The following is a 25,556-nucleotide window of genomic DNA, read 5'->3' as shown; positions in this document are numbered from 1 at the left end:
AAGCAGAGTTATGAAAATACGGTCGCTCTTGCTTGTGCTTATATCTGGCTCAAATTATGAATGTTCAACACGCCCTAGTAAAATGATTGAAAATTTCTATTATCAAGGGATTGTATCAAGACATTTGGCACCGTAATATAGGGGCACACTTTTTGATGCTAGCAGATTATGACGACTATTTCACCGACACGTGTGTCGATGTATGATTTTTTATATCATGATACCCAGCCTATGCTGTCACTTTTGGCCGATGCGGCACAGCTCTCTCTACCGCAAGCTCGCTTAGGGATGGATGCCAGTCTACAAGCCATCGTAAGTGCATTGCTCGCCTATCAGCAGCGTCATCAGGGACAAGCAGTCAGCAAAAAGCTGTTTGGTCGTGGTGCTGTCAAAGAGTTACGACAGTATAACTCAATGAACTTTGCCACCATTAGCGCCACACTCTACCATCGTCACGATGCAGCAGATGCTGTATTTAGCGATAATGCCCGTGTCATAAAGGCAAGCGAACATATCGCTGAGAAGATTGATGCAACGACGCAGCAGGCTCAAACTCTACTCACCTCTTTATGCGTGATTGTACTGCGTGAATTGGCTATCCTGACAGAATACAGTCAACTAGACAGTGATGAGATCAATAAATGGTTTGCACTACAACCACAGTTTTTATCAACGGCCCGATTTAGCCCAGAGCATACGCATACCTCATCTGCTGAGACAGAAAGCAATAGTGACCTGCCCGAATCAACTACTAAAGCTGTTGAAGCGATAGAGAATAACTCAGAGAGTAATGCGGAACGTACTTTATTAAATGCTGAGCAGTTATCAAGCACTCCACCTTCTTTTGATCCTTACTGGTATGAACTGTCTGGATTCAAACCCGAAAACTATGAACCTGTGCAAGACATGCAAATGGCGACAGGCAATTACCTAAAAGCCATTGGACGCTCACCTGACAATCTACAGCAAGGTCGTCACAACGATATGCTAGTATTTACCGAGATGCATGCCGTTGCCTTACCACATCAACGCTGGCTGCTACAATTAGCCAAAATATCAGATATCTATCTCAGTCGAAATCGACTACGCGTTAACTCTGAACCAGCCAATCCACCTAAACCGCCTTTAGTAAGTTTGGGACTAATCGGCGGCAATAACGACAATACGCCAACCACCACTAGTGAAAAGCCTATCGAATATGAGGCTTCCACACCACTATGGAAAAATCCTGTCATTCTTATCATCATACTTGTCGTTGGTGTCCTTGGTGCACTCGCTACCTTGAAATACCAATCGCAAAAATCTGACGGTGCGATCCTGGCAACTGAAGAAGTGTTAGAACAAGATGCTATTGATGAGCGTCAACAGCAAGATGTGGCCATTGTAATGGTAGATGAAGACGAACCTGACGCTGCAAATACAGAAAAATCTGAGTAAAGCGTTTTACTTTTGAAATAGCTACCCTCAAAGCAACCGTTTTAGCAACCATTTACTAGCCATAAAAAAAGAGACCCTATCAACATAGAGTCTCTTTTTTGTTGTGCGATCTAAGTTACGAATTGACTATAAGCAGCCCAAAAACTTACTTAGATAAATCGCGACCACGGCTAGCTTCGATAGCTAAACGTAGGCCATTTAGACGGATAAAGCCTTCTGCGTCTTTTTGATCATAAGCGCCCGCATCATCTTCGAAAGTGGCGATTTTTTCATCAAATAATGAATCGTCAGATTTACGGCCGACGACGCTCACGCTACCTTTATAGAGTTTTACGCGTACCGTACCGTTGACGTATTCTTGTGATTTGTCAATCAATGCTTGTAGCATCATACGTTCAGGGCTGAACCAATAGCCATTGTAGATGATTTTTGCATAGCGTGGCATTAGCTCATCTTTTAGATGGGCAGCTTCACGATCAAGCGTTAACGACTCAATACCTCGATGCGCTTTTAACATAATAGTACCCGCTGGCGTCTCATAGCAACCACGTGACTTCATGCCTACGTAACGGTTTTCAACGATATCTAAACGGCCGATACCGTGTTTGCCACCGATTTCGTTCAGCTTAATCATGACTTCATAAGGCTTAAGCGCTTCGCCATCGATAGCAACGATGTCGCCTTTTTCGTATTCTAGTTCTAGATACTGTGCTTCATCAGGTGCTTCTTCTGGGCTGACAGACCAGCGCCACATGTCATCTTCTGCTTCGGTATACGGTTCTTCTAGAACACCGCCTTCATAAGAGATATGCAGTAAGTTAGCATCCATTGAGTAAGGAGACTTTTTCTTATTGCCCGCATAATCGATTGCGATATCATGCTCTTCAGCATACTTCATCAAGCTTTCGCGGCTTGATAGATCCCACTCGCGCCAAGGAGCAATAGTTACTACGTCTGGTGATAAGGCGACTGCACCTAGCTCAAAACGAACTTGGTCATTGCCTTTACCAGTCGCACCATGACTGATAGCATCGGCGTTATGCTCTTTAGCAATCTCAACCAAACGCTTGGCAATCAATGGACGAGCAATAGACGTACCTAGCAAGTACTCACCTTCGTAAATGGCGTTAGCACGGAACATAGGGAATACATAATCACGAGCGAACTCTTCGCGCAAATCTTCGATATGGATATGCTTGATACCCATTGCTTGAGCTTTGGCTCGTGCTGGCTCAACTTCTTCGCCTTGACCGATATCAGCGGTAAAGGTGATTACTTCCGCATCATAAGTTTCTTGTAGCCATTTAGCGATGATTGAGGTATCAAGACCACCTGAATAAGCCAAGACGATTTTATTGATATTTTTTGGATCAAGTTGAGCCATGAAGAACTCCCATTATGAAATATAGTTTTAGAAAAGGCGACGATCAAATCGAAAGCAAGTCGAACGATAATTACCTGCTCAGTGTACATCATATTTACTATGGGCAAAAGTCTAACTGCCATAAGGCGTGCGCTTTTGACTTAAATTCTAGTCAACCTCATTTTTGCCACTAGGATTTAAACATCGTTTAAAGATAAGATATTAATCTTAGCTCGATGAATTATGTACAGATATCTAGCCTTATATTTAGTCAAGTGGGCAAATCTGTTATGATAGACCCACAGTATCACTCCCTTTTGTTTCCTTTATTTGACGATATAGAGCGCTTTGACACTATGACTGATTCGATTAGAGAATTGACCATCCTTCAGCCAGATGACTGGCACATTCATTTGCGTGAGGATCTCGCTTTGAGCACGACCGTACCTCATGCAGCAAGCAGTTTTAACCGTGTCATCTGTATGCCTAACCTGGTGCCTCCAGTCAAAAATGCACAAGAGGCTATTGCCTACCGCGCACGTATCATGGAGCAATTAGCAGCAAGTAACTTAAGTCTTGAGCGCAAGTCAGCTTTCGATCCGCGTATGACTCTATATTTAACGGATAATACCACTGCCCAAGATATCGAGTTGGCAGCGCAGTCAGGTATCGTACAAGCTGTCAAACTCTACCCTGCTGGAGCGACTACCAACTCCGCAGATGGCGTCACCAATATCAATGCCTGCGTCGATGTCTTTGAAGCATTAGAAAAGTACAACTTGCCACTACTGATACATGGCGAAGTGACACAAGACCATATAGATATATTTGATCGCGAAAAGCGTTTCTTAGATGAAGTGCTGGCACAAATTATCGTGAAATTCCCTACGTTGAAAATAGTAGTAGAGCACATCACTACCAGCGATGCGGCAGATTTTGTATTGTCACAAGGTAACCATGTTGCTGCCACTATTACGCCGCAGCATTTGATGTTTAACCGCAATCATTTATTGGTTGGTGGCATCAAACCACATTTTTATTGCCTACCTATTTTGAAGCGTGAAAGCCACCAAAAAGTGCTATTAGATGTGGCCACTAGTGGTAATCCAAAGTTCTTCTTAGGTACTGACTCTGCGCCACATGCGACAGACAAAAAAGAAGCCGCTTGTGGCTGTGCCGGTTGCTATAGTGCAGCCACGGCGCTGCCGTTATATGCGACTGCTTTTGATAGTGTTGGAAAAATAGATAAGTTAGAGGGCTTTGCTAGTCGTTTTGGTGCCCAGTTCTACGGTTTACCTCTGAATGAAAGTACTATCACGCTTGTTAACACGCCTATGCAAGTACCGACCGACTATCCTTATTTTGATGGTGCATCATTGACGCCCTTGATGGCAGGTGAGACGCTACCTTGGTCGATTAAGGCTTAATGCTCACAAAGCTTAGTATTCAAAAATGACCTATTATTTTATCCTATGATACTAATGATACCTTTGTAGTAAATTTCTTTGTACTAAAGGTTCAGTTAGTATCATAGGATGCTTATTTCTTATTCAATATATTAGTACGACTGATAAAAGTGATTTAACTTTATATGACCAATCAAAACATAGCGACCTTGCCTGACAAAGACCTATCAAACCCTAAATCTGCCAGTCTTGATGCTACTCTAAGCACTTCCGCTGAAGATGCAGCTTCAGCGACAGATGAGCAAGCGCCTATGGCCTTAAAAGACCGCTTTCGTAAGTTCTTGCCTGTCGTCGTCGACGTGGAAACAGCAGGTTTCAATGCCCAGACAGATGCCCTGTTAGAAATTGCATGTATTCCCGTCTTACTTAATGAGCAAGGTGTATTTTATCCAGGTGAAGCTTTTAATGCTCATATCGAGCCTTTTGAAGGCGCAAACTTAGAACCAAGTGCGCTTGCCTTTACGGGTATTGATCCTAAAAACCCAATGCGTAAAGCCATTGCAGAAGATGAAAAGACAGCATTGCGCCGCATCTTTAAAGGGTTAAAAGACGTACGCCGTGACGAAGAATGCCGTCAATGTGTCTTAATTGGACACAATGCCCATTTTGACTTGGCTTTTTTAAATGCAGCTGTGCTACGAACCAATAGCAAAAACCACAATCCATTTCATAACTTTTCAGTATTCGATACCGTAACCTTATCAGCATTAGCCTTTGGTCAAACTGTCCTAGCACGCGCTTGTAAAGCAGCAGGGTTAGAGTTTGATGGTAAGAATGCTCACTCAGCCTTGTATGACACTCAAAAGACTGCTGAGCTATTCTGTCATATACTGAATAACTACCCTATGTTGGCCAATGCGCTGCATAATGAAGACGCGAAAGAAGAGTCAACTGATAGCGACAGTCAATAAGTCACATATCCTATATTGCCAATCATACATAATAGTGTTATTTGTAATACTTGATGACTTTAACATCTTGATTTGGCAATCAATAGGGATATGATTGATATCATAATAAATAGACGGAACTATTTATTGATTACAGAAAGGTTGTTTTATTCGATATGAATAACGGTCTGATGATAAAATATCACTCTTAAGCGATGTAGTTATATCCTATAGATGGTTTAAGTTGCTCACACTGTCTTGATAGCAAGCACTATCAAGATTAATAGGAGGGACTTTATTATGGATCCACAGCTCAAGTTATGGGGCACCATTCTCGGTTATATGCTGCTTGCATTGACGATTAGTGCCTGTACTTCTTTATGGATTCGCTATCATTTAAAGCGAAATGACCTACATCCTCGTCGCGCAATTAAAAAAAGATATTTAATTTTAAAAAGACGTAGAAAAAGGCTTGACAGGAAGCGCCGTCGCTATTAAAATACGCACCACTTCAGCATAAATGGTGAAAGCAGTTGAAGTGTTGTTACTAGTCCCCATCGTCTAGAGGCCTAGGACACCGCCCTTTCACGGCGGTAACGGGGGTTCGAATCCCCCTGGGGACGCCACTATTTGGCGTCACTTGTTAGCACTATTGCTTAGCATTAGATTAGACTAACAAGCGTACCACCAAAAACCCAGTTCATGATTTATTATGAACTGGGTTTTTTTATGTCTGTCATTAAAAGCCAACTTATTCCTTTAAATAAAAAAGCCAGCATCAATTGAATGCTGGCTTTTTTATTTGGTTGTCTTATTAATTATAAATATAGCTTGGCTCAATGGGAAATTTATTCATATCTATCGATTACAAGAGTAACCATAGCAACGTAGCCACTATCATCAATCCCAATATCGTCTGGATTAAAAAGAACGCCTGATGCTGCCCTACAACTTTACTTAGAGTCACCCCTAGCGTGCTGTATTTGACAGGAGGCGTATCAACGTTACCTGTTCTCGTTTGCTCTTCATAGTAGCCTTGCAATATGTCTAAGAACTTCTGCCACTCATTAGAATCCCATTCATACGGCTTAAATGGCATTAACTTTTTAAGCTCAGGCTCTTTAGTCATCCAACGCTCAAGGGTAATCGAACGTAATGACCAACCGGCAAAACGGCGTTTGGTAATTTCAGAAAAATCTAAAATCTTTAATTCTTTATGTCGATCATCTACCAACAAACGATTTTTTAGATTGGTTAGTGCCTGCTCTGATCCTTCGACACACTGTAAAAAGTAGCCATTGCCATAGCAAAGAATACCCGTGACATTATCTATTTTATTGCGTTCAACCGCGGTCTCTGAGATATCATTAAGCGTGCTAGGACTTGAAAGACCAGTAGAGGTAATCCGGCTTATATATACAAGCTGGCAGAGATCTGTCGTTACTGGATTTGTTGAATCGTTGATTGTTGACAATCAGCTTCTCCCTATTATCAGGTAAATGTCGCTAAAACAATCATACTAACTTCAGAAAAAATATAGAGACAACATAACTAAGCGTAATTAATCGGTCTAATATATTATTGATTTTATAAGTTTTTATATTAATTGTATTAAGTTAGTTACATCATAGGTTAGTTTGGTCATTAAAGCAACCTATTACTGGACATAGGCCCGCTCAGACACAAAAAACATATGTAATAACCATATTATATTTCAAAGTAGATTATATATATTCTTGGTATAGGCTTTAGTAATAGTTAATTTTTTAGAATAGTACAGAAAAGTATAACGAGGATATAGTGGCTACTGAAGCCATAATACTTATCATGACCATTATTAAGCATAAAAGGAGTAAAACTGATGCTCGTTAACAGAAGTAGGATTGAGGCTAAGACTGAAGCCCCATAATCGCTGTTAACAGTACCGCATCATCAGGATAGGTCAGTTTTATATTCTGGCGACTACCAGAGACTAAGCGTATTGGTAAATCTAGTTGTTCAAAAGCACTGGCTTCATCTGTGATGCTTAGCTGATGTTCAAACACATGTTTTAAGACTTTTTTTAATTGACCTAAGCGGAATACTTGCGGGGTTTGTGCTTGCCACATGTTGCTACGATCAATGGTAGATTTGGTATAAGAATGTGGACGACTCTCTTCTACGGAGGTAGCTTGCTGATAGGAAGCTTTTAACGTATCGGCCACTGGTGTCGCTAGAATAGCGCCGTAAGGCTCCAACATCGCTGCTTCAATCACTTGATCGATATCTACATTCGGTACAGCGGGACGTGCTGCATCATGTATAAGCACCAAATCCGAATCATCAGCACCTGTCTGACTAATCGCTTCAACACCTGCCTGTACTGACTGCCAACGCTCTGCTCCGCCGACTGCATAGCGTACAGGAAGTGCAAACTCTAATTGTTGAGCCGTGCTGTCATCGGCTGATATGACCAATAGACACCTATCGATGTAATCACTACAAGCAAGTCGTGCCACGCTATGCTGCAACAGCGTCTGACCTTCTAGCATTGTATATTGCTTGGCAATAGACGCACCAAAACGGCTACCGCGACCAGCTGCGACGATCATGGCATGTATATTAGGGGTTGTATTCATAGTGGTGTACTCATGGTTTGAGCCCATGACAGTATATGTAAAGAGGAATAAAGCAGGTGTTAAGTATGATGAATGATGTCAGATAACAACATTATGATGCTGCATCATGAAAATTAATTCATGTCGTGAAAAATAGTGTATTCGTGAAAGCTAGTGTATTTATAAAGCTAATAGTTGCTGTGCGTGGTTGGTGCGGTGGATACTTGGACAAAAGTCTCATTGGGTTTGATTAAACCCAAATCTAAGCGAGCATGCTCTTCTACAGCCTCAAGTCCCGTTTTTAAATCTTGAACATCGGTGCGTAGTAAGTTGTTTGCTGCAACTTGATTGTCATTCAAACGTTGTTGCTCTTCGATTTGAGCTGTCAACTTATTGTGTTCAAAACGGCCATTTTCACCCAACCAATACTGATATTGCAATCCTAAAAGCACTGCAACGGCTAAAGCAAGTAGTATAAATTGGCTAAAATATTTCATAAGGTGATAACGCCAAACGGTATAAAAGAGGATAGTAAAATTTAAGCTGATTAGGCGATATACAAATGATTATATATCGCCCAAATATTGACTTCAGCTGATGAGTTTAGGCTTTTTAGCGTACATTACTTAACATATATTGCACGCCAAAGGGCCTTTCAGACTCTTAGCCACGTAGACCGATAAATTCTTCACGGCCACGATAGCTTGCGCGTACTTGCTGCTCAATACGTAGCAATTGGTTGTACTTCGCTACGCGGTCTGAACGGCATAGTGAGCCAGTTTTAATTTGGCCTGCAGCAGTACCAACTGCCAAATCTGCAATGGTGCTGTCTTCAGTTTCACCTGAACGATGTGAAATGATAGTTGCATAGCCATTTTTCTTAGCCATATAAATCGCATCTAGCGTTTCTGACAAGGTACCAATTTGGTTAAATTTAATCAAAATAGCATTGGCAATATGCTTATCAATACCTTCTTGCAAGATTGCAGGATTGGTTACAAACAAATCATCACCAACCAATTGGACTTTATCGCCAATCTGCTCGGTCAGATATTTCCAGCCATCCCAATCCGACTCATCAAGACCATCTTCGATAGAGATAATAGGATACTGACGTGCCAGCCCAACTAGATAGTCTGAGAACCCTTGGCTATCAAAGGCCTTGTTACCTTCGCCTGCCAAAACGTATTGACCGTTTTTGTAAAACTCACTAGCTGCACAATCTAGCGCAAGGTGGATATCTTCGCCAGCTTTGTAGCCGACTTGTTCTATCGCTTGCATGATAACCGTAATGGCTTCTTCGTTGCTACGTAGGTTTGGTGCAAAACCACCTTCGTCACCAACGGCAGTGTTGAGACCTTGTGATTTCAACACAGACTTTAAGCTATGGAAAATCTCTGCACCAGCACGTAGTGCTTCTGAGAAGCTTGTGAAGCCTACAGGCTCAATCATAAACTCTTGGATATCAACCGTGTTGTCCGCGTGCTCGCCACCGTTCAAGATGTTCATCATCGGTACAGGCATGGTCAACGACGTTTGATTGCGTAGATTAGCGATGTATTGATGTAATGGCAGATTCTGTGATTTGGCTGCCGCTTTGGCCGTAGCAAGTGACACAGCTAGCATAGCATTAGCACCCAAGCTTTCTTTGTTTTCTGTACCATCTAGCACAATCATGGCATCATCAATCGCCTGTTGCTCAGTCACATCTTTGTCAATCAAGGCACTGCGGATTTGACTGTTGACATTAGAAACGGCTTTTTTGACGCCTTTACCCATAAAGCGGGTCTTGTCGCCATCACGTAGCTCAAGCGCTTCACGTGAGCCTGTTGATGCGCCACTTGGAGCAGCAGCACGGCCGACAGTACCGTCAGCTAAGATAACATCAGCTTCGATAGTTGGGTTGCCGCGCGAGTCTAAAATTTCACGAGCGCGAATGTCTTTAATTGCGGTGACGTTGTTGGTTTCTTCAGCGTACATAATGTCTGTTAATTCCTTTGGTCATGCCAAGTTTGTGAGATAAATAACGGCAGCTAGCATACAAAAAAGATAAAGCAAAATATCATATAGCGCGTAGTCCTAAAAACCCTTTATACCTTTCTATTTTTTGGCTATCGTTACTTAGCAATTAGAGGGATATAAAGCAGATTAATAGTCGGCTATAGTGCTTGGCATCATAGCATATATTTTACCAAACTTCTCTTATCTTACACCGACTTGCCGTCATAAAAACAATCTTATAGATACATATATGCGATGGTCGCCTCTTTTATATTTGTAGAATACCTAAGCAAATATGATAGCTACTATTTCGCTATGCGCTTATTATCCGTATGAGAGGTTGATACCGTATTATCTAGCTCAACCTCTGTCTTAAACCGTGTCAATCGTAGTGCATTCATGAGTACTGAGATGGAGCTAAGCGCCATAGCAGCGGCTGCAATCATCGGATTTAAAAACCCAAATGCCGCAAGCGGAATACCAAGACAGTTATAAATGAAGGCAAAAAATAGATTTTGTTTAATATTGCGTAGCGTTGCTTGAGCGATTTTTTGTGCCGCATCGATATGCATGAGCGACTCACCCATTAGACGTGCAGAGGCACTATGCTGAGCGACATCAGTCCCCTCAAACATCGCAAAACTGGCATCGGCAGTAGCCATCGCTGGCGCATCGTTGACGCCGTCTCCTGCCATCGCTACCTTATGACCAGCAGTTTGCAATAGTGCAATTTGACTGGCCTTGTCACGCGGGCTCATTTTGCCATAAGCCTTATCAATGCCCAACTGCCCTGCTACATGATCGACGACGGACTGCTTATCACCACTCATCAAAATGACATTGATACCCACATCTTGTAGCGCAGTGATTGCTTGCGGCGTATCTGCCTTTAAGTCATCAGCTAGGGCAAACGCACCTAATGGCTCATCATTGATACTAATCGCAACGGTACTGGCAATTTGCCATACTTTTGGCATGAATCTTGGCAACGTCAAGTTCGCAAACTCTGCCGTACCCACTTTTACTAATCCAAGCCCTTCGATATTTGCTTGTATACCAGCGCCTTTTGTCACACTGATGTCAGTCACATTAAATAGAGACAGTTGACGTTCTTTAGCTGTGTTTACCAGAGCAGTTGCTAATGGATGACTGCCATGCGCCTCGACACTGGCCGCAATCTGCAATACATCGTCCACAGCAAGCGATTTATCCACCATGACATGATCGACGATAGTAGGCTTGCCAATGGTCAATGTACCTGTTTTATCGAGTACTACCGTATCTATATTACCTGCTGCCTCAAGACTTTGTGCATCCTTGAACCACACACCATGACGCGCGGCAACGCCCATACCAGCCATGATCGCCGCTGGCGTGGCCAAACCAAGCGCACAAGGACAAGCAATAACCAACACCGATACTGCGTGCATTAGTGCAGTATCAACCATACCTGTCAGCCACCATGTGACTCCAAAGGTAACCAACGCAATCGTTACCACTACAGGGACAAAAATAGCCGTTACTCGATCCGCGAGACGCGCTAGATTGGCTTTTGAACCTTGTGCATCACTCAATGCTTGCACCATATCACCCAGCTTAGTATCACCGCCCTTCGCACTGACACGGTATAGCAGACTGCCATTCTCTACCAAAGCGCCTGCCAGCAACCCATCGCCTTGCTCTTTTTTGAGGGCTACCGACTCACCAGTTAAATGACTCTCCACGCACCAACCGCTGCCTTCTATGACGGTACCATCTGTAGCGACGCGGCTTCCTTGCTTCGCACGTAGGACGTCACCTACTTGTACATCAGATAACGCAATATTATGAAATTCACCATTTGGCTGCTGCTGCTCTACTTCATCAGGTGTCAATGACAATAATAAATCAATACTGTTTAGGCTGTGCTTCTTGGTACGTTCCTCAAGATATTTACCTGTACGTACAAAGGCAATGACCATCACCCCTGCTTCAAAATATACGGCTGGGCTATTACTCGCACCGTGTTCGCCCAAATGCCCACTTTGCAATAGACTGTTTAAAGTACCATCGCCATGCGTGAGCCAAAGATAAGTCGAATACGCCCATATCGTCACTGTACCAATGACCACCAACACATCCATATTGGCAAGGCCGCCCTTTATAGATGCCCATGCGCTCTTATAAAATGGTAACGCTAAACCAAACTGTACTACAGTCGCTAAAATAAATTGAACCCAGACTGGCGGCATCCACGCCATGCCAAAACCCGTCAACATACCTGCCATACCCACTAAAAATGGCACCAAACAAACCCATAATCCGATCAAACGCCATGGGTATTGAGTGGCGGTATCTTCGTCAGTCTGAGCAAATAAGCTATCGGCTGCCTGCACATTAGCGACAAAGCCTGTTTTATTCACCCACTCCGTCACCTGTTCGGGCGTCGTTTGGGTCGGATCATAATCGACATTGGCAGTCTCGCCAGCAAAACTTACACTTACCTCGTACACCGAAGGCTTTTTGTTAAGTACTTTCTCGATTCTCGAGGCGCAGGCCTGACAAGTCATGCCATCAATCGCCAATTGCAAATGCGCGCGTTGCGGTGTCAGTGGCGTGTTGGACTCAACATCAGTTTCGACATCATAAGACTCATCTTTGGTAGTACGGGTGGTATCGTTCATAAATAAAACTCGTCATGGTGCCTATAAATTTGTAGGAACCACGATAAAATATCAGTGGGTGGGCAAACAATTCAAATAAAGCAATTGGGTTATATTGTATTCAGTATGAGTATTTTAGACAAAGTAGCAATGTAGCAATGTAGCAATGTAGCAAAATATTGAGGCTGAATACTCATAATCGTTAATCATTAAAAAACCAGCTATCATGCTTGTAATAACATGTTAGCTGGTTCTGTAAATAAGTGATGAGATTTATGAGTTAGCAACTGTCGCCTCAAATCCCGCATCTTCAATAACTGAAGCAATAGCCTCTGCACTGGTTTTGCTATCATCAAAGGTTATCGTCGCTAGGTTATCGGCAAGGTCAACAGTAATAGTCTCTAATCCATCAATATCGGCTGTTGCCGTATGTACGCTTGCTACGCATCCGCCACAAGTCATACCGTCAATTTTAATAATACGTGTTTGATCTGCCATATTGGGCTCCTTATTTTTATTAGTAATGAGCAACTCTAATAGTGATTCTGTTAATACTTACTTTGACACCTTTTAAGTTATCAAAGTAAGAGCAACTATCAAAGCTACATTAAATAAGCATAAGCCCTATTATCCTCGACAACAAGACTGTTTGGTTGTTGCTTTATTAACGAGATGCTATTAACGAGACAGTAACTTATTAATAAAAATGTAAAAGAGCGCATCAACAAATTTATAGCAATAGCTATTTTTAATTATAAATCGTTATGGTGCGGGTTCGGGTTCTGTGGTGAATCAATCGGAAATGGCTGAGTCACATAGTCCACCATACTAATCGCTGCCGTTAAGGCATGGATACTAGTATCTGTATCATCATAGCTTACCGTTGCAACATTATGCTTAGGATCCAAATTAATAGCCGTCACGCCTGAGATGTTCTTAAGCACAGTCATTATGCTATTTAAGCCTTCTACATCATCGATATTTTCTATGCTTACTTGCGCCATCTGAATTGCCATTGTATAGCCCTCTTATCACGTACCGTATCAATGAGTATCCAATACTTCAAAACCTTTGACCAAATCATCAATTTGCTTAAGCTGACGTAAGAACGGCTCTAGTTGACTCATACGCAACGCACATGGACCATCACATTTTGCAGTTTCTGGGTTTGGATGCGCTTCTAAAAATAAACCTGCCAACCCTGTGGCCATACCTGCACGGGCAAGCGTTGTAATCTGCTCACGACGTCCACCAGCACTATCACTACGTGCACCTGGTTGTTGTAAGCTATGCGTCACGTCAAAGAATACGGGGATATCCATCTGCTTCATGGTATCAAAACCAAGCATATCCACGACCAGATTATTATAGCCAAAAGCACTACCACGCTCACAAAGTATCAATTTATCATTACCACCCTCTAGGCACTTATTGACGATATGACGCATCTCATGAGGGGCCAAAAACTGCGCCTTTTTGATATTAATAATGGCATCTGTTTTTGCCATCGCATGCACTAGGTCTGTCTGACGTGACAAAAATGCAGGTAGCTGAATAATATCAGCCACTTCAGCAACTGGTGCTGCTTGATGTGGCTCATGCACATCAGTGATAATCGGTACTTGGAATTTTTCTTTGATCTGACCTAACCAATCGATACCCTGCTCTAAACCAGGACCACGATACGAATGCAGACTTGAACGATTGGCTTTATCAAAGCTCGCTTTAAAAACATAGCCGATACCCAAGCGCTTGCAAATATCAACATACTGTTCAGCGATCTCAAATGCCAATTCTTTAGACTCTAAAACATTCATACCACCGAACAATACAAACGGCTGGTCGTTACCAATGTTAATCGTATCGTTGTTAGGAGTGTTGAGCGTGATATGTGATTGTGCGGTCAATAAATTTTCCATGAAGCCACTACCTCTTATTTTGTTATTAATATCTCTATCCCATATTGTAACCGATAGGCTGATTAAAAAAAGTATACAAGCGTAATTAGAGATTATTAATGAGGATATTGACTGTTTAATAATGTCCAGCAGCTTGGATTAAGCAAAAAAAAGACCAATCCGAAGATCAGTCTTTTTTATAATAAACGCTTTCAATATAGATTACATTTTGAGAGCTATTTTGCTTCGCTATGGTTCTTCGCGGCTTTTACAAAGCTATTAAACAATGGATGACCACCACGTGGTGAGCTAGTGAACTCAGGATGGAACTGTACAGCAACAAACCATGGGTGCTCAGAAATCTCAACCGATTCTACCAAATGCTGCTTGGCAGAATAACCAGATATGGTCATACCTGCTTGCTCTAGCGGCTCGATATAACGGTTATTCATCTCATAGCGATGGCGATGACGCTCAGTGATATTACTCGCACCGTAAATTTGGCTTAGCTTACTGCCAGAAACCAGCTCTGCTTGCTGTGCGCCTAGACGCATCGTGCCACCCAAGTCTGAATCATCACTACGAATCTGTAGCTCGCCGCGCTCATCTAACCACTCAGTGATCAGACCAATGATAGGCTCAGCTGTCTTACGATCAAACTCAGAAGAGTTGGCGTTAATATTAAGTACGTTACGTGCATACTCAATCACAGCCAACTGCATACCAAGACAAATGCCCAAATACGGAACGTTGTTTTCACGAGCATAAGTGATGGCTTTTATCTTACCCATCGTACCGCGCTCACCGAAACCACCTGGCACTAATACCGCATTGGCATTGTTTAACTGTGCCAATAAGCTATCATCACTCTCTAGACGCTCCGCATCGATATAATCAATCTTGACGTCTACTTTATGAGTGATACCTGCGTGAAGCAATGCTTCGTTAATAGACTTATAAGCGTCTGGAAGCTCGACGTATTTGCCAACCATCGCAACAGTAACTGTTCCTTCTGGATTCAACTGTGCTTCAACCACTTTGTCCCAATCGCTCAAATCAGCTTCAGGCACATCAAGACCGAAACGCTCACAAATTAGATCATCAAGATCTTGCTCGTGTAATGTACGCGGTATCTGATAGATACTTTGTGCATCTTCACACATAATGACCGCACGCTCTTCAACGTTGGTAAATAGTGCGATCTTGCGACGGTTGTCTTGTGAGATATGATGATCAGAGCGGCAGATCAGGATATCAGGCTGTAGGCCGATAGAACGTAGCTCTTTTACCGAATGCTGCGTTGGCTTGGTTTTGGTCTCACCCGCACTAGCAATATAAGGTACTAAAGTAAGATGCATTAGCATGGCTCTATTACGGCCAAGCTCTACTTGCATCTGACGTACGGCTTCCATAAATGGAAGTGATTCGATATCACCAACGGTACCGCCAATTTCGATAATAGCGATGTCATACCCTTCGCCACTGGCAAGGATTTTGTTTTTAATTTCATCAGTAATATGCGGAATAACCTGTACAGTACCACCTAGATATTCACCACGGCGTTCTTTATTCAACACATTCTGATAAATACGGCCACTGGTAAAGTTATTACTCTTACTCATTTTTGAGTGACGCAAGAAGCGCTCGTAATAACCCAGATCTAAATCGGTCTCTGCGCCATCTTCAGTGACGAATACTTCACCATGCTGAAACGGGCTCATCGTACCTGGATCAACGTTAATATACGGATCCATTTTGGTCATCGTGACAGTCACGCCACGTGCTTCTAAGACCGCTGCAAGAGAAGCTGCGGTGATACCTTTTCCTAGTGAGGACACTACCCCACCGGTCACGAATATAAACTTGGTCATAGTACTCTGTCGGTAATTGGTAAAGAAGGATTTTACTAAAAATACGCCATAAAATATAGGGCAAAAATGCAAACTGTCTGAAACTCTTATGTTTTCGTGCTGGTAGCAAACATTTTTCTATTATTAAAACGCTGCACAACAAAAAACTCACCCCGAAGGATGAGTCTTTATGAATAACTTTACAACAATCTAATTTAGAATTTGTATTCTAAACCGCCGCCGATAGCGAGTAGATCGTAGTCAGCACCACCAAGGTCAGCTGAGTTTTGACCAACATAAGCATGAGCAATCATATTAGGCTTATAAGCATATTCACCACCAACTACGATTTGATCAGAATCAGCGTCATCAAAGCCAAGCAAGTTGTCAGTGTTATTGTATTGAATATAAACAGCAGCTGGCTTAGCGAAGTTATTTAGGCCCATCTTAGCACTAACAACTAGACCTTTTTCTTTATCATCGCCTCTGTTAGCTGCATCACTATCAAAATCAGCTACTTGATATAGAGCGCCAAGTACTACAGGAGCTGCCATATACTTGCCTAGATCAACAGTAGCCGTACCACGGATTAAGTCGCCAGAAAGGTTAACATCTTTATCATAAGCAACACCAAATGTAACACCAGTACCAGCATCATACATTGCTGCAGCAGCAAAGCCATTGTCACGATCACCGCTATCAGAGACAAAAGACTCATCAGCTTTATACATAAGTGCAACATCTAACGGTAGGTTGTTATATTTAGGCGCTTTCCAGATAACTGAATTATTACGGCGACCGCTATCAACCATGTTATAGCCGTTTTCGTTTTCTTCAAGCTGATTTGAGCCTAGGTTATCCCAAAAACCACTACCAGCAGTCACAACGTTATTTACGTAATCAACAACTGATGTATTACGACCAACGCGGATTTCACCATAGTTATCATTATTCAAGCCTAAGAAAGTATCACGGCTTTTGAATGCAATATTGTTATCATCACCATCATTACCATCAATATTGATACCCACTTCGTACTGATAGATTACATCAGTATTAGCAGTAATTGCTTCAGAACCCTTGAAACCAAGACGTGAAGAATATGAGTTGACTTGGACGGCGTCCATATCGTCATCAGTACGAGACTCATCATCTAAATTAACGTAGTCCATACCGACAAATGCTTTACCATAAACGGTTGGTGCGGCATTGGCTGCTGATACAGATAGGGCTGCGATTGCTGTAGCTAAAAGTAGTTTTTTCATGGGGTATCTCCACTTTACAATTGTAGTAATGAGCAAGCTGTTATTAGCTGGCGCCCATAATGGTATCGTCACAAATCCTCAAAGATATAATGTGTAACTGGCTACCGAGATTAGTCAGAAACAAGTGTGGCGAAGTTCTATTACAGTAAGATGAAAAAAACCATGATTTACATAACTGGGATTAAAAAAGTAACTGCCATGTAATCTTTAGTTTTTATCCTTCCATTGCGTAACATCCGTTACCAAACTCATACTTCGAATACAAGCATAACAACTTTGACATAATTTGCAACATATTTTTTTGCCTTTTCGATACAACTATTATCAAATAACAGATACTTTATTTTATTTGAACGATTGTTAAAAAACTTCCGCTTACTCAATTAGATACGAATAATATTGGTTAATATGATTACTAATATTCTTAAATTTTTATAATAAACATCGAATAATAGTCCAAAATAAAGCGCTATTTACTAAAAAATAAATAGCGCTAATTAAGAAGTTAATAATCTATTTGAACAAATATATCAGTTACAAATGAGCGAGACTGAGTGGCATACTTGCTCATCAAGTATGCTCAAATGCCTGTCATATTTAGTCTATTGTTCTAAGCGTTTGCTTTAAGATCCAAACGTGCTTGATGCAACAATGGCTCAGTATAACCACTAGGCTGTGCGCGGCCTTTGAATACTAAATCACAGGCTGCTTTGAACGCGTAAGAGCTATCAAAGCTATCTGCCATTGATTGATAGTCATCATCGCCTGCATTTTGCTCATCGACGACCTTGGCCATGCGTTTCATCGTATCCATCACTTGCTGCTCACTAACCACGCCATGATGCAACCAGTTGGCAATATGTTGGCTTGAGATACGCAAAGTAGCACGATCTTCCATGAGACCGACATCGTTGATATCAGGCACCTTGGAGCAACCAACGCCTTGATTTACCCAACGTACGACATAACCCAATATACCTTGAGCATTGTTTTCAAGCTCTTGCTGCTTCTCTTCATCAGTCCAGTCGGTATTTTTCGCTAATGGGATGGTCAAGATGTCATCCAAGCTAGCACGCTCGCGTGATTTTAGCGTGTCTTGTACATCAGCTACGCTCACTTGATGATAGTGTATGCTATGCAAGGTAGCGCCCGTTGGTGATGGTACCCATGCAGTGCTAGCACCAGACTTAGGATGAGCGGCCTTAGTATCCATCATCTCTTTCATTTCATCAGGCTTGGCCCACATACCCTTACCTATTTGCGCACGACCTTGTAGGCCTGTCTCTAGACCGATATCGACGTTCCACTGCTCGTAAGCAGGCTGCCATGCTTGCGACTTCATCTCGCCTTTTGGTACAAATGGACCTGCATTCATGCTGGTATGCATCTCATCACCAGTACGGTCTAAGAAACCTGTGTTAATAAAGATAACGCGCTCTTTGGCTTGGCGGATTGCTTCTTTTAAGTTCACCGTCATACGGCGCTCTTCGTCCATGATGCCGATTTTAAGCGTATTGCGCTCTAGACCTAATAGATCCTCTGATGCATTAAATAAGTCATTGGCCATTTTAACTTCTTCAGGGCCATGCATTTTTGGCTTCACAATATACATTGAGCCTTGACGCGAGTTTGATAGCTCGTTTTTGCCTTTGATATCATTAAGTGATAATAGTGGCGTGATTAAACCATCCATTAAGCCTTCAAATATCTGCTCTTGACCATCGCCCAAATCGACTAAGATCGCAGGGTTCTGCATTAAGTGACCGACGTTACGAATTAATAATAACGAACGACCTGGCAAGATCAGCTTGCCACCGTCTGGTGTGTTATATTCACGATCTGGGTTTTGCTTACGTGTACGCGTTTTGCCGCCTTTTTCAAAGGTTTCTTGTAGGTCGCTATTCATTAAGCCAAGCCAGTTACGATAGACTTCGACTTTTTCTTCTGCATCTACAGCAGCGACTGAATCTTCACAATCCTGAATGGCTGTCATGGCTGACTCAAGCAGTACGTCCTTGATGTTTGCTGGATCGTCTTTACCCACTGGATGATTACTGTCGATTTGAATCTCAGCATGCAAGCCGTTGTTCTTCAACAGTACACCTGTAGGAGCTTCAGCGTCACCGACAAAGCCGACAAACTTAGCCGTATCTTTTAACTCGGTACTGCTATCACCTTGTACGACCTCGAGCTTGCCATCGACTACTTTAAAGCCAGTCACATCATTGTAAGAACCTGATGCTAGTGTGAAGTGCTCATCTAAAAACGCTTTGGCGTAAGCGACAACAGCAGCACCGCGAGTAGGATTATAGCTACCACCCGCTTCTTGGCCATTATCACTGCTAATAACATCGGTACCATACAACGCATCGTATAAGCTACCCCAACGTGCGTTGGTCGCGTTAAGCGCATAACGAGCATTACGAACTGGTACAACTAGCTGCGGCCCTGCGATGTGCGCGATTTCATCATCAACGTTTTTGGTATCAACCGTAAACGCTTCGCCTTCAGGTAGCAAATAACCAATTTCTTGTAGAAATGTCTTATAAGCTGGATAGTCGATTTCGCCATCTTTTGCAGGATTATCTAGATGCCATTGGTCAATTTGCGCTTGAATCTTGTCACGAGTCGCAAGTAACGCTTTATTGCGCGGGGTAAACTCTTTAATAACCTTTTCGAAACCTGACCAATAATCGTCTGAATCCACACCGACTTTCGGTAGTACTTCGTTTTCAATAAAGTCATATAACTGCTGATCGATGGCAAGACTGCCTTTTTGAATACGATTGGTGTTAGAAGACTGGCTCATATTGTTATCCTTATCTGTTCGTGAGGGGTACTAATACTGAGTTGTGACAGTAACTGTTTAAGAGTTTTTAATCTTGTGAGGTTTAAACGTTCATATCTCATTCGTTGTGGAATCTTTGATTCTCTAATTTTTCTAAGAAGATATATCTACAAATTTGATGTTCTAGTAAAAGGCAATCTATTGATATTAGACTTACCCTTTACTAATAGTGAATCATAAAAATAAGACGAAATGCTTAAAGAGCAAAATCTCATCCTACTATCAAATAATAAAATTAACAAGGAAACACCATTCACTAAGTAAATACTTAGGCTGTTTAATAATGATAATGTATAAGTGGCCTGCTCTAGGAGCTATAATCATTATCTAGGAATTAGATGCAGCAAAATTAATATAAACAGTAAGTAATCATTGACACCTTTAATTATGCTTAAACGTTATCTATTAATAAACACTTATTGATGACTGTCAGTTATTTAGCATCGTATCTAGGTCAGACTAACGATATAATTACTCGTAACACCATTCATAAATAAAGCTTCCTTAAACTATGACTATCAATCAACAAGACCTCGCAACATTACAATCAATAGCAAATACTATAGATAACGATAGTATCGAAAAAAAATCTGTCGAAGAAAATGTTTCTCAAACTGTAAATAATAGTACTAGAACAGATTTAATCGAAAAAGAGCTGCCTGAAGAAGACAGTATCGATATTACGCATCTGCGCACTCCTATAAAGGTAGACTTATCTCCTGTTTATAACTTTTTAGGTGCTCGAACCACGCAATCTTGGGTAGATGCCGCGATTGCAAACCTACCTATGATCATTCAAGACCACGCTAACTGCGAAAAAAAGGCCGCTGGCACTGCCATGAATTTGATATTTCGTTATGAGTTCTCGTATGACTTGCAACGTAAACTGGCGCAGCTGATACGTGAAGAGATGCTGCACTACGAGCAAGTACTAGGTATCATGAATGAGCGCGGTCAAGAGTGGAAATATCTGAGTGCTGGGCGCTATGCTAAGGGTATGTTGAAGCACAAACGCACTTACGAGCCAGCAGCGATGGTTGATGTATTAATAATTGGGGCATTTATTGAGGCACGCTCTTGTGAACGTTTTGCCGCGTTGGCCGAAGTCATTGATGATGAACGCTTAGCGAAGTATTATCGTTATCTACTCAAGTCAGAGAGTCGTCATTTCGAAGATTATCTTGCACTCGCTCAATCATTATCAGATGAGAATATCGATGAGCGAGTTGCTTTCTTTAAGGAAGTAGAGGCTGAATTAATAAGTAGCCCAGATGCTGAGCTACGTTTTCATAGTGGTACACCTGCTTAAAACCCACGCCTTACCTAAATATGTCTACCTATATAATGTCGAAAGTAAAAATATAGTAAGCAAAAAAGGCACTGTGTTTGATACGAGTTATATACTCTTACCAAACACAGTGCCTTTCTGTTTATGTACAAATGCGTATTTATGTACAAATACTAATAGCTATTGATGTAGTGAGTTTTTACTTTTTATCTTCCATCAATGGACTGTCATACTGTTTATTACTTTTAGCGACATTATGCGGATCATGATCTTCCGTAGCCTTTTCTGCTGCGGCTGGATTTGCTTTTTGTAACGCATCATCAGGGACAATACCATTATTGTCATCTGCATCTTTTAAGTTATGATCACTATTGACGCTTTCATTATGTGAGTTATTCATTGGTACTCCCTACTATAATAATTACTCGTCTAACCCAAGAAACGCTATATATCTTTCGAAATTTAAACCTATCTAATCTTTTTCATCAGGATTTAAAATACGTGTTTGCGCATTATCAATATTGGCATAACGATTTAAATCATTAATACCTTCACTCTTGGGTGCTGCACTACCGACAGTATCTTCATTAATATTGTCATCGAATGCGGTACTACCTTCTTGATCACGACGATCTGGTTGGCGCGCTGGATTGTCATTATCATTCACGTGTTCTGAGTCAACCACAGATTCATCAAAAGTATCAGTTCCTTTGTTCTCAGTGGTATTTTTCTCAATTGCCCTATGATCGTCAGATCCTAGTACTTTTTTCTTGTCTATTGCTGAGTCTTTGGCTTGCATTATCATATCCTCTTTTTATATTTATAATTTTGTCGATTTGGTTAGCCCGCTATTATCTATAGTCCTTTACTCGTTACCTTTTTGGCTCAGGTCGTAGGCACTTAGTTCTGCTGCATTCTTGCCACCAGCTGGAAGATTCTCTTCTTTACGTGGATCAGCATAAACTTCGTCGGTCTCTTGTGAGTCTTGCTCAGGGCCATCGATTTCAGGCTTGTGCTTACGGCCTGCGTAGCTATCTTTAGGGTTTTCTAATTCGTTAGCAGCAGGGTCATCCACGATTACCTTTTCTTCTATTTCCGTTGCTTCTGTTGCTATAGGTTCTTGCATAGTCATGGCGCGTCCCTCGCTTTATTATTTATTATTGTCGTATATTAGGTCGGTGATTAATATTAGAAATTACTTATCAGTACGTAAGTCATCATCGATAAAAGGTGTTTGCTCTTCTTCGCTTAATGATTCAGGATCGTCGACTTTTTTATTCTCTGCTAAGTTCTTCTCAATTTCCTGACCATTTACCTGTTCTGCAGCTTGCTTGATATCTGAATTGTCATCGTTAGTAGTACTCATGGTTTATTTCCTATTCTTGTGATTTGATTAGACGGCTTTAGACAGTCAAATAGATATACATTTTGAACTTATACTAACGCCCAAATGAGTAACCAATACTTATCAAGTAGCGTCATAATTGATATTAATTATAGGTATGACCTTGGGTAATGCACCAGTGTACTGCCGTATCAATATGTGAATAATTGTGAGGTTGCAAGTCAGTTTGTAACTTTTGCAATTGGTGAGCACAAAAAACCAAGCACCAGTATTTACCAGTGCTTGGTCAGATAGATAATTGAATAGTTGATTATCACCTAAAGGTATCTTTGCAAATTAACTAGACTCTTCGACACGATTAATCGTTTTTAATAAATGCTCTTGTGCGACATGTGGCTCCTCACCTGCTGCTGGCTGTAGCTGCTGCCAAACGCCAGTGCCATCAAGTGTCCACGCTTGCGTATTATCCTGTAAGTAGTTAATCAAGCCATCTTGATAAATTTGCTTAAACAGTTTCTTGTTCTCAATCGGGAACGCCACTTCTACGCGATGGAATAGGTTACGATCCATCCAGTCTGCACTACCGCAGTATAAACGCTCATCGCCATCGTTATAGAAATAATAAACGCGCGTATGCTCCAAAAACCGTCCGATAACAGAGCGTACCGTAATATTTTCGGAGAGTCCTTTTACTTGCGGACGTAGACAACACATCGACCGAAGAATCAATTCAATCTTAACGCCTGCCTGCGAGGCATCATATAACTTATCAATGAGGCGGCGCTCAGTGAGCGCATTGGCTTTGATAATAATATGAGAACGTTTGCCCGCTTTGGCATGAGCGATTTCATCATCGATAAAGCTCATCAATTTCTCATGCAAAGTAAAGGGTGCATGTAATAGTTTTTTGAGGTTGGCAGGCTTACCCATGCCGGTTAGCTCTTGGAATATTTTGTGGACGTCTTCTGAGATATCAGGATCAGCGCTAAACAGACCATAATCTGTGTAGACCTTGGCATTGGCTGCGTGATAGTTACCAGTACCTAGATGGACATAACGACGGATTCGATCGTCCTCGCGGCGTACGATTAGCATGAGCTTGGCATGGGTCTTGTAACCAACGATACCGTAGACCACGACCGCGCCTGCTTCTTGTAGATAGTTGGCAACTGCGATATTAGACGCTTCATCAAAACGCGCACGCAGCTCGATGACGGCCGTGACTTCTTTACCATTGCGAGCTGCGGCTGCAAGTGCTTTGACGATTTCCGAATTGGTGCCTGAGCGATATAAAGTCTGTTTAATAGCCAATACTTTGGGATCGCTTGCTGCTTGCCAAAGTAAATTAATAATCGGAGAAAAGGCATGAAAAGGATGATGAACCAACACATCGCTTTTACGCATGGCAGCAAACATACTGGTCGATTTATCGGACTTATCCATTTCTCGGCGAAATGCCTTTGGCACGACATGAGTAAATGGCTGGTAGCGTAGCGCAGGAATATTAAAGTCAAATAGCAAACGCGTTAGATTGACAGGACCATTGACACGGTATAGCTGATTGTCATGCAACTCAAACTCATTAAGCAGATACTCACTGATATGTGTTGGGCAATCGGTTGTGACCTCAAGGCGTACCTTATCACCAAAGCGACGGTTTTCAAGCTCGCCTTCTAGTGCTTTGGCAATGTCTTCGACATCATCAGCCAAGTCTAAATCGGCATTACGTGTCAGCCTAAATTGATGACAGCCTGTCACACTCATCCCAGGGAATAGCTCACCGATATGCTCATGAATAATAGCGGATAGCATCACATGATGCTCTTTACCACCAGTTAGCTCATCTGGCAGACGAATCACACGCGGTAGACTGCGCGGCGCAGGCACAATCGCCAAGTTGATATCACGTCCAAAGGCGTCTTTGCCTTCTAATGTAGCGATAAAGTTTAAGCTTTTATTTACAAGACGCGGGAATGGATGCGCAGGATCAATACTAATCGGCGTCAATACGGGTACGACTTGCTCCGTAAAATAACGCTTCATCCATGCAGACTGCTCAGCGTTTAGCTCATCACGTTTCAAATAACGAATATCTTCGAGCGCAAGTGCTGGCAGGATATCCTCATTGAGAATACGGTACTGCTCACTGATAGCCGCATGAGTAATAATAGATATCTCGTTTAACACTTCGCTAGGACGCATGCCGTGAGCACTGGTCGATACATCACCGATGTTAAGCTTTTGCATGATACCAGCGACACGAATCTCAAAAAACTCATCAAGATTGGATGAAAAAATAATCAAGAAAAATAAGCGCTCAAGCAGTGGGTGACGCGAACTGGAGGCCTGCGCCAATACACGCAGATGAAACTGTAGTAAAGACAAATCACGATTGATATAACTGCTCGGTGAATAGCTGCCATCTGCTGAGCGTTGCCATTCAATTTCGGCCAAGTCATTCTGGCTATTATCTACACTAATCTCTTCACTAATATTGTCATTAGCGCCATCTTCAACATTATTAACGTCAATCATATCGTTAACATCACTACTGCCCTGATTACTAGTCATTTCTACCACGTCACTACTCCTTTTGCGTTATCGATACGCCGTCGTCTTTATACTATCGTCTTAAAGGTTATTAACTATTATTCTTTCCCGTTATT

Annotated in this window: 22 protein-coding genes and 1 tRNA gene; 6 read left to right on the top strand and 17 right to left on the bottom strand. The window is 41.9% G+C overall.

All coding sequences use genetic code 11. The features are described from left to right. The first annotated feature begins 168 nt into the window (after positions 1 to 168). Positions 169 to 1,437, top strand: a complete 1,269-nt coding sequence (locus HCZ91_RS02380) for a hypothetical protein (protein WP_179797850.1) — start codon at positions 169 to 171, stop codon at positions 1,435 to 1,437. A 145-nt stretch (positions 1,438 to 1,582) separates the two neighbouring features. Here HCZ91_RS02380 and HCZ91_RS02375 read toward each other — a convergent pair whose 3' ends face one another. Continuing rightward, positions 1,583 to 2,821: an argininosuccinate synthase gene (locus HCZ91_RS02375; protein ID WP_057761167.1), complete on the bottom strand. Its 1,239-nt coding sequence runs from the start codon at positions 2,819 to 2,821 to the stop codon at positions 1,583 to 1,585. A gap of 335 nt (positions 2,822 to 3,156) precedes the next feature. Between HCZ91_RS02375 and pyrC the strand changes: the two genes are divergently transcribed. From pyrC to HCZ91_RS02355, 4 genes are all read left to right on the top strand, one after another. Next, positions 3,157 to 4,227 carry a dihydroorotase gene (gene pyrC / locus HCZ91_RS02370; protein ID WP_179797848.1) on the top strand — a complete coding sequence of 357 codons (1,071 nt, stop codon included), beginning with the start codon at positions 3,157 to 3,159 and terminating at the stop codon, positions 4,225 to 4,227. A 290-nt stretch (positions 4,228 to 4,517) separates the two neighbouring features. Next, complete coding sequence (rnt, locus tag HCZ91_RS02365) at positions 4,518 to 5,177, top strand: ribonuclease T (RefSeq protein ID WP_179797889.1); 660 nt, start codon at positions 4,518 to 4,520, stop codon at positions 5,175 to 5,177. A gap of 279 nt (positions 5,178 to 5,456) precedes the next feature. Further along, entirely contained in the window at positions 5,457 to 5,654 is a 198-nt protein-coding gene (locus tag HCZ91_RS02360) for a hypothetical protein (protein WP_134292217.1), read from the top strand. Between the two features lie 52 nt (positions 5,655 to 5,706). Beyond that, positions 5,707 to 5,782 (top strand) — tRNA-Glu (locus HCZ91_RS02355). Positions 5,783 to 6,021: 239 nt separating this feature from the next. Here HCZ91_RS02355 and HCZ91_RS02350 read toward each other — a convergent pair. The 11 genes from HCZ91_RS02350 to HCZ91_RS02300 all read right to left on the bottom strand — a co-directional run bounded on the left by HCZ91_RS02350 (position 6,022) and on the right by HCZ91_RS02300 (position 20,218). Next, positions 6,022 to 6,630 carry a BLUF domain-containing protein gene (locus HCZ91_RS02350; protein WP_179797846.1) on the bottom strand — a complete coding sequence of 203 codons (609 nt, stop codon included), beginning with the start codon at positions 6,628 to 6,630 and terminating at the stop codon, positions 6,022 to 6,024. 415 nt (positions 6,631 to 7,045) lie between these two features. Further along, on the bottom strand, positions 7,046 to 7,774 hold the full coding sequence (gene ispD / locus HCZ91_RS02345) for a 2-C-methyl-D-erythritol 4-phosphate cytidylyltransferase (protein ID WP_257019946.1): 729 nt from the start codon (positions 7,772 to 7,774) through the stop codon (positions 7,046 to 7,048). 167 nt (positions 7,775 to 7,941) lie between these two features. Beyond that, positions 7,942 to 8,250, bottom strand: coding sequence for a septum formation initiator family protein (locus tag HCZ91_RS02340; protein WP_057761172.1), 309 nt, complete (start codon positions 8,248 to 8,250; stop codon positions 7,942 to 7,944). 166 nt (positions 8,251 to 8,416) lie between these two features. Beyond that, the gene (eno, locus tag HCZ91_RS02335; protein ID WP_179797842.1) at positions 8,417 to 9,733 is read right to left on the bottom strand and encodes a phosphopyruvate hydratase; all 1,317 of its coding nucleotides are present in this window, start codon (positions 9,731 to 9,733) and stop codon (positions 8,417 to 8,419) included. Positions 9,734 to 10,059: 326 nt separating this feature from the next. Beyond that, positions 10,060 to 12,417, bottom strand: coding sequence for a cation-translocating P-type ATPase (locus tag HCZ91_RS02330; RefSeq protein ID WP_179797840.1), 2,358 nt, complete (start codon positions 12,415 to 12,417; stop codon positions 10,060 to 10,062). Positions 12,418 to 12,669: 252 nt separating this feature from the next. Then, positions 12,670 to 12,894, bottom strand: a complete 225-nt coding sequence (locus HCZ91_RS02325) for a cation transporter (protein ID WP_179797838.1) — start codon at positions 12,892 to 12,894, stop codon at positions 12,670 to 12,672. Between the two features lie 254 nt (positions 12,895 to 13,148). After that, positions 13,149 to 13,412, bottom strand: coding sequence for a heavy-metal-associated domain-containing protein (locus tag HCZ91_RS02320; protein WP_179797836.1), 264 nt, complete (start codon positions 13,410 to 13,412; stop codon positions 13,149 to 13,151). A gap of 27 nt (positions 13,413 to 13,439) precedes the next feature. Beyond that, positions 13,440 to 14,315, bottom strand: coding sequence for a 3-deoxy-8-phosphooctulonate synthase (gene kdsA, locus HCZ91_RS02315; RefSeq protein ID WP_102092253.1), 876 nt, complete (start codon positions 14,313 to 14,315; stop codon positions 13,440 to 13,442). 215 nt (positions 14,316 to 14,530) lie between these two features. Then, a complete protein-coding gene (locus tag HCZ91_RS02310; protein WP_179797834.1) occupies positions 14,531 to 16,165 on the bottom strand; it encodes a CTP synthase in 1,635 nt (544 codons plus the stop codon). Between the two features lie 194 nt (positions 16,166 to 16,359). Then, positions 16,360 to 17,409, bottom strand: a complete 1,050-nt coding sequence (locus HCZ91_RS02305) for a porin (RefSeq protein WP_179797832.1) — start codon at positions 17,407 to 17,409, stop codon at positions 16,360 to 16,362. Positions 17,410 to 18,019: 610 nt separating this feature from the next. After that, on the bottom strand, positions 18,020 to 20,218 hold the full coding sequence (locus HCZ91_RS02300; RefSeq protein ID WP_179797830.1) for a malate synthase G: 2,199 nt from the start codon (positions 20,216 to 20,218) through the stop codon (positions 18,020 to 18,022). 550 nt (positions 20,219 to 20,768) lie between these two features. On the opposite strand from HCZ91_RS02300, the gene HCZ91_RS02295 reads away from it, so the two are divergent. Further along, a complete protein-coding gene (locus tag HCZ91_RS02295; protein WP_257019945.1) occupies positions 20,769 to 21,566 on the top strand; it encodes a tRNA-(ms[2]io[6]A)-hydroxylase in 798 nt (265 codons plus the stop codon). Positions 21,567 to 21,744: 178 nt separating this feature from the next. Here HCZ91_RS02295 and HCZ91_RS02290 read toward each other — a convergent pair whose 3' ends face one another. The 5 genes from HCZ91_RS02290 to ppk1 form a co-directional block, all read right to left on the bottom strand. Beyond that, positions 21,745 to 21,945, bottom strand: coding sequence for a hypothetical protein (locus tag HCZ91_RS02290; RefSeq protein WP_057761189.1), 201 nt, complete (start codon positions 21,943 to 21,945; stop codon positions 21,745 to 21,747). A gap of 72 nt (positions 21,946 to 22,017) precedes the next feature. Then, complete coding sequence (locus HCZ91_RS02285; protein ID WP_257019944.1) at positions 22,018 to 22,344, bottom strand: hypothetical protein; 327 nt, start codon at positions 22,342 to 22,344, stop codon at positions 22,018 to 22,020. Between the two features lie 66 nt (positions 22,345 to 22,410). Then, a complete protein-coding gene (locus tag HCZ91_RS02280; protein ID WP_179797829.1) occupies positions 22,411 to 22,677 on the bottom strand; it encodes a hypothetical protein in 267 nt (88 codons plus the stop codon). A 63-nt stretch (positions 22,678 to 22,740) separates the two neighbouring features. Beyond that, the gene (locus HCZ91_RS02275) at positions 22,741 to 22,911 is read right to left on the bottom strand and encodes a hypothetical protein (protein ID WP_179797827.1); all 171 of its coding nucleotides are present in this window, start codon (positions 22,909 to 22,911) and stop codon (positions 22,741 to 22,743) included. A 315-nt stretch (positions 22,912 to 23,226) separates the two neighbouring features. Next, entirely contained in the window at positions 23,227 to 25,425 is a 2,199-nt protein-coding gene (ppk1, locus tag HCZ91_RS02270; RefSeq protein WP_179797887.1) for a polyphosphate kinase 1, read from the bottom strand. Between the last annotated feature and the right edge of the window lie 131 nt (positions 25,426 to 25,556).

The sequence above is a fragment of the Psychrobacter sp. BI730 genome (genome assembly GCF_013414195.1).
Taxonomy (GTDB): Bacteria; Pseudomonadota; Gammaproteobacteria; order Pseudomonadales; family Moraxellaceae; genus Psychrobacter.
Note: the sequence above shows the minus strand (reverse complement) of the source record. Positions and strands in the feature narration are given on the sequence as shown.

What these genes read in the sequence shown, in the direction of transcription:
- HCZ91_RS02380 (WP_179797850.1), top strand. Translation starts at nt 169, where the DNA reads ATGACGACTATTTCACCGACACGTGTGTCGATGTATGATTTTTTATAT.
- HCZ91_RS02375 (WP_057761167.1), bottom strand. Translation starts at nt 2,821, where the DNA reads ATGGCTCAACTTGATCCAAAAAATATCAATAAAATCGTCTTGGCTTAT.
- pyrC (WP_179797848.1), top strand. Translation starts at nt 3,157, where the DNA reads ATGACTGATTCGATTAGAGAATTGACCATCCTTCAGCCAGATGACTGG.
- rnt (WP_179797889.1), top strand. Translation starts at nt 4,518, where the DNA reads ATGGCCTTAAAAGACCGCTTTCGTAAGTTCTTGCCTGTCGTCGTCGAC.
- HCZ91_RS02360 (WP_134292217.1), top strand. Translation starts at nt 5,457, where the DNA reads ATGGATCCACAGCTCAAGTTATGGGGCACCATTCTCGGTTATATGCTG.
- ispD (WP_257019946.1), bottom strand. Translation starts at nt 7,774, where the DNA reads ATGAATACAACCCCTAATATACATGCCATGATCGTCGCAGCTGGTCGC.
- HCZ91_RS02340 (WP_057761172.1), bottom strand. Translation starts at nt 8,250, where the DNA reads ATGAAATATTTTAGCCAATTTATACTACTTGCTTTAGCCGTTGCAGTG.
- eno (WP_179797842.1), bottom strand. Translation starts at nt 9,733, where the DNA reads ATGTACGCTGAAGAAACCAACAACGTCACCGCAATTAAAGACATTCGC.
- HCZ91_RS02330 (WP_179797840.1), bottom strand. Translation starts at nt 12,417, where the DNA reads ATGAACGATACCACCCGTACTACCAAAGATGAGTCTTATGATGTCGAA.
- HCZ91_RS02325 (WP_179797838.1), bottom strand. Translation starts at nt 12,894, where the DNA reads ATGGCAGATCAAACACGTATTATTAAAATTGACGGTATGACTTGTGGC.
- HCZ91_RS02320 (WP_179797836.1), bottom strand. Translation starts at nt 13,412, where the DNA reads ATGGCAATTCAGATGGCGCAAGTAAGCATAGAAAATATCGATGATGTA.
- kdsA (WP_102092253.1), bottom strand. Translation starts at nt 14,315, where the DNA reads ATGGAAAATTTATTGACCGCACAATCACATATCACGCTCAACACTCCT.
- HCZ91_RS02310 (WP_179797834.1), bottom strand. Translation starts at nt 16,165, where the DNA reads ATGACCAAGTTTATATTCGTGACCGGTGGGGTAGTGTCCTCACTAGGA.
- HCZ91_RS02305 (WP_179797832.1), bottom strand. Translation starts at nt 17,409, where the DNA reads ATGAAAAAACTACTTTTAGCTACAGCAATCGCAGCCCTATCTGTATCA.
- HCZ91_RS02300 (WP_179797830.1), bottom strand. Translation starts at nt 20,218, where the DNA reads ATGAGCCAGTCTTCTAACACCAATCGTATTCAAAAAGGCAGTCTTGCC.
- HCZ91_RS02295 (WP_257019945.1), top strand. Translation starts at nt 20,769, where the DNA reads ATGACTATCAATCAACAAGACCTCGCAACATTACAATCAATAGCAAAT.
- HCZ91_RS02290 (WP_057761189.1), bottom strand. Translation starts at nt 21,945, where the DNA reads ATGAATAACTCACATAATGAAAGCGTCAATAGTGATCATAACTTAAAA.
- HCZ91_RS02285 (WP_257019944.1), bottom strand. Translation starts at nt 22,344, where the DNA reads ATGCAAGCCAAAGACTCAGCAATAGACAAGAAAAAAGTACTAGGATCT.
- HCZ91_RS02280 (WP_179797829.1), bottom strand. Translation starts at nt 22,677, where the DNA reads ATGACTATGCAAGAACCTATAGCAACAGAAGCAACGGAAATAGAAGAA.
- HCZ91_RS02275 (WP_179797827.1), bottom strand. Translation starts at nt 22,911, where the DNA reads ATGAGTACTACTAACGATGACAATTCAGATATCAAGCAAGCTGCAGAA.
- ppk1 (WP_179797887.1), bottom strand. Translation starts at nt 25,425, where the DNA reads ATGATTGACGTTAATAATGTTGAAGATGGCGCTAATGACAATATTAGT.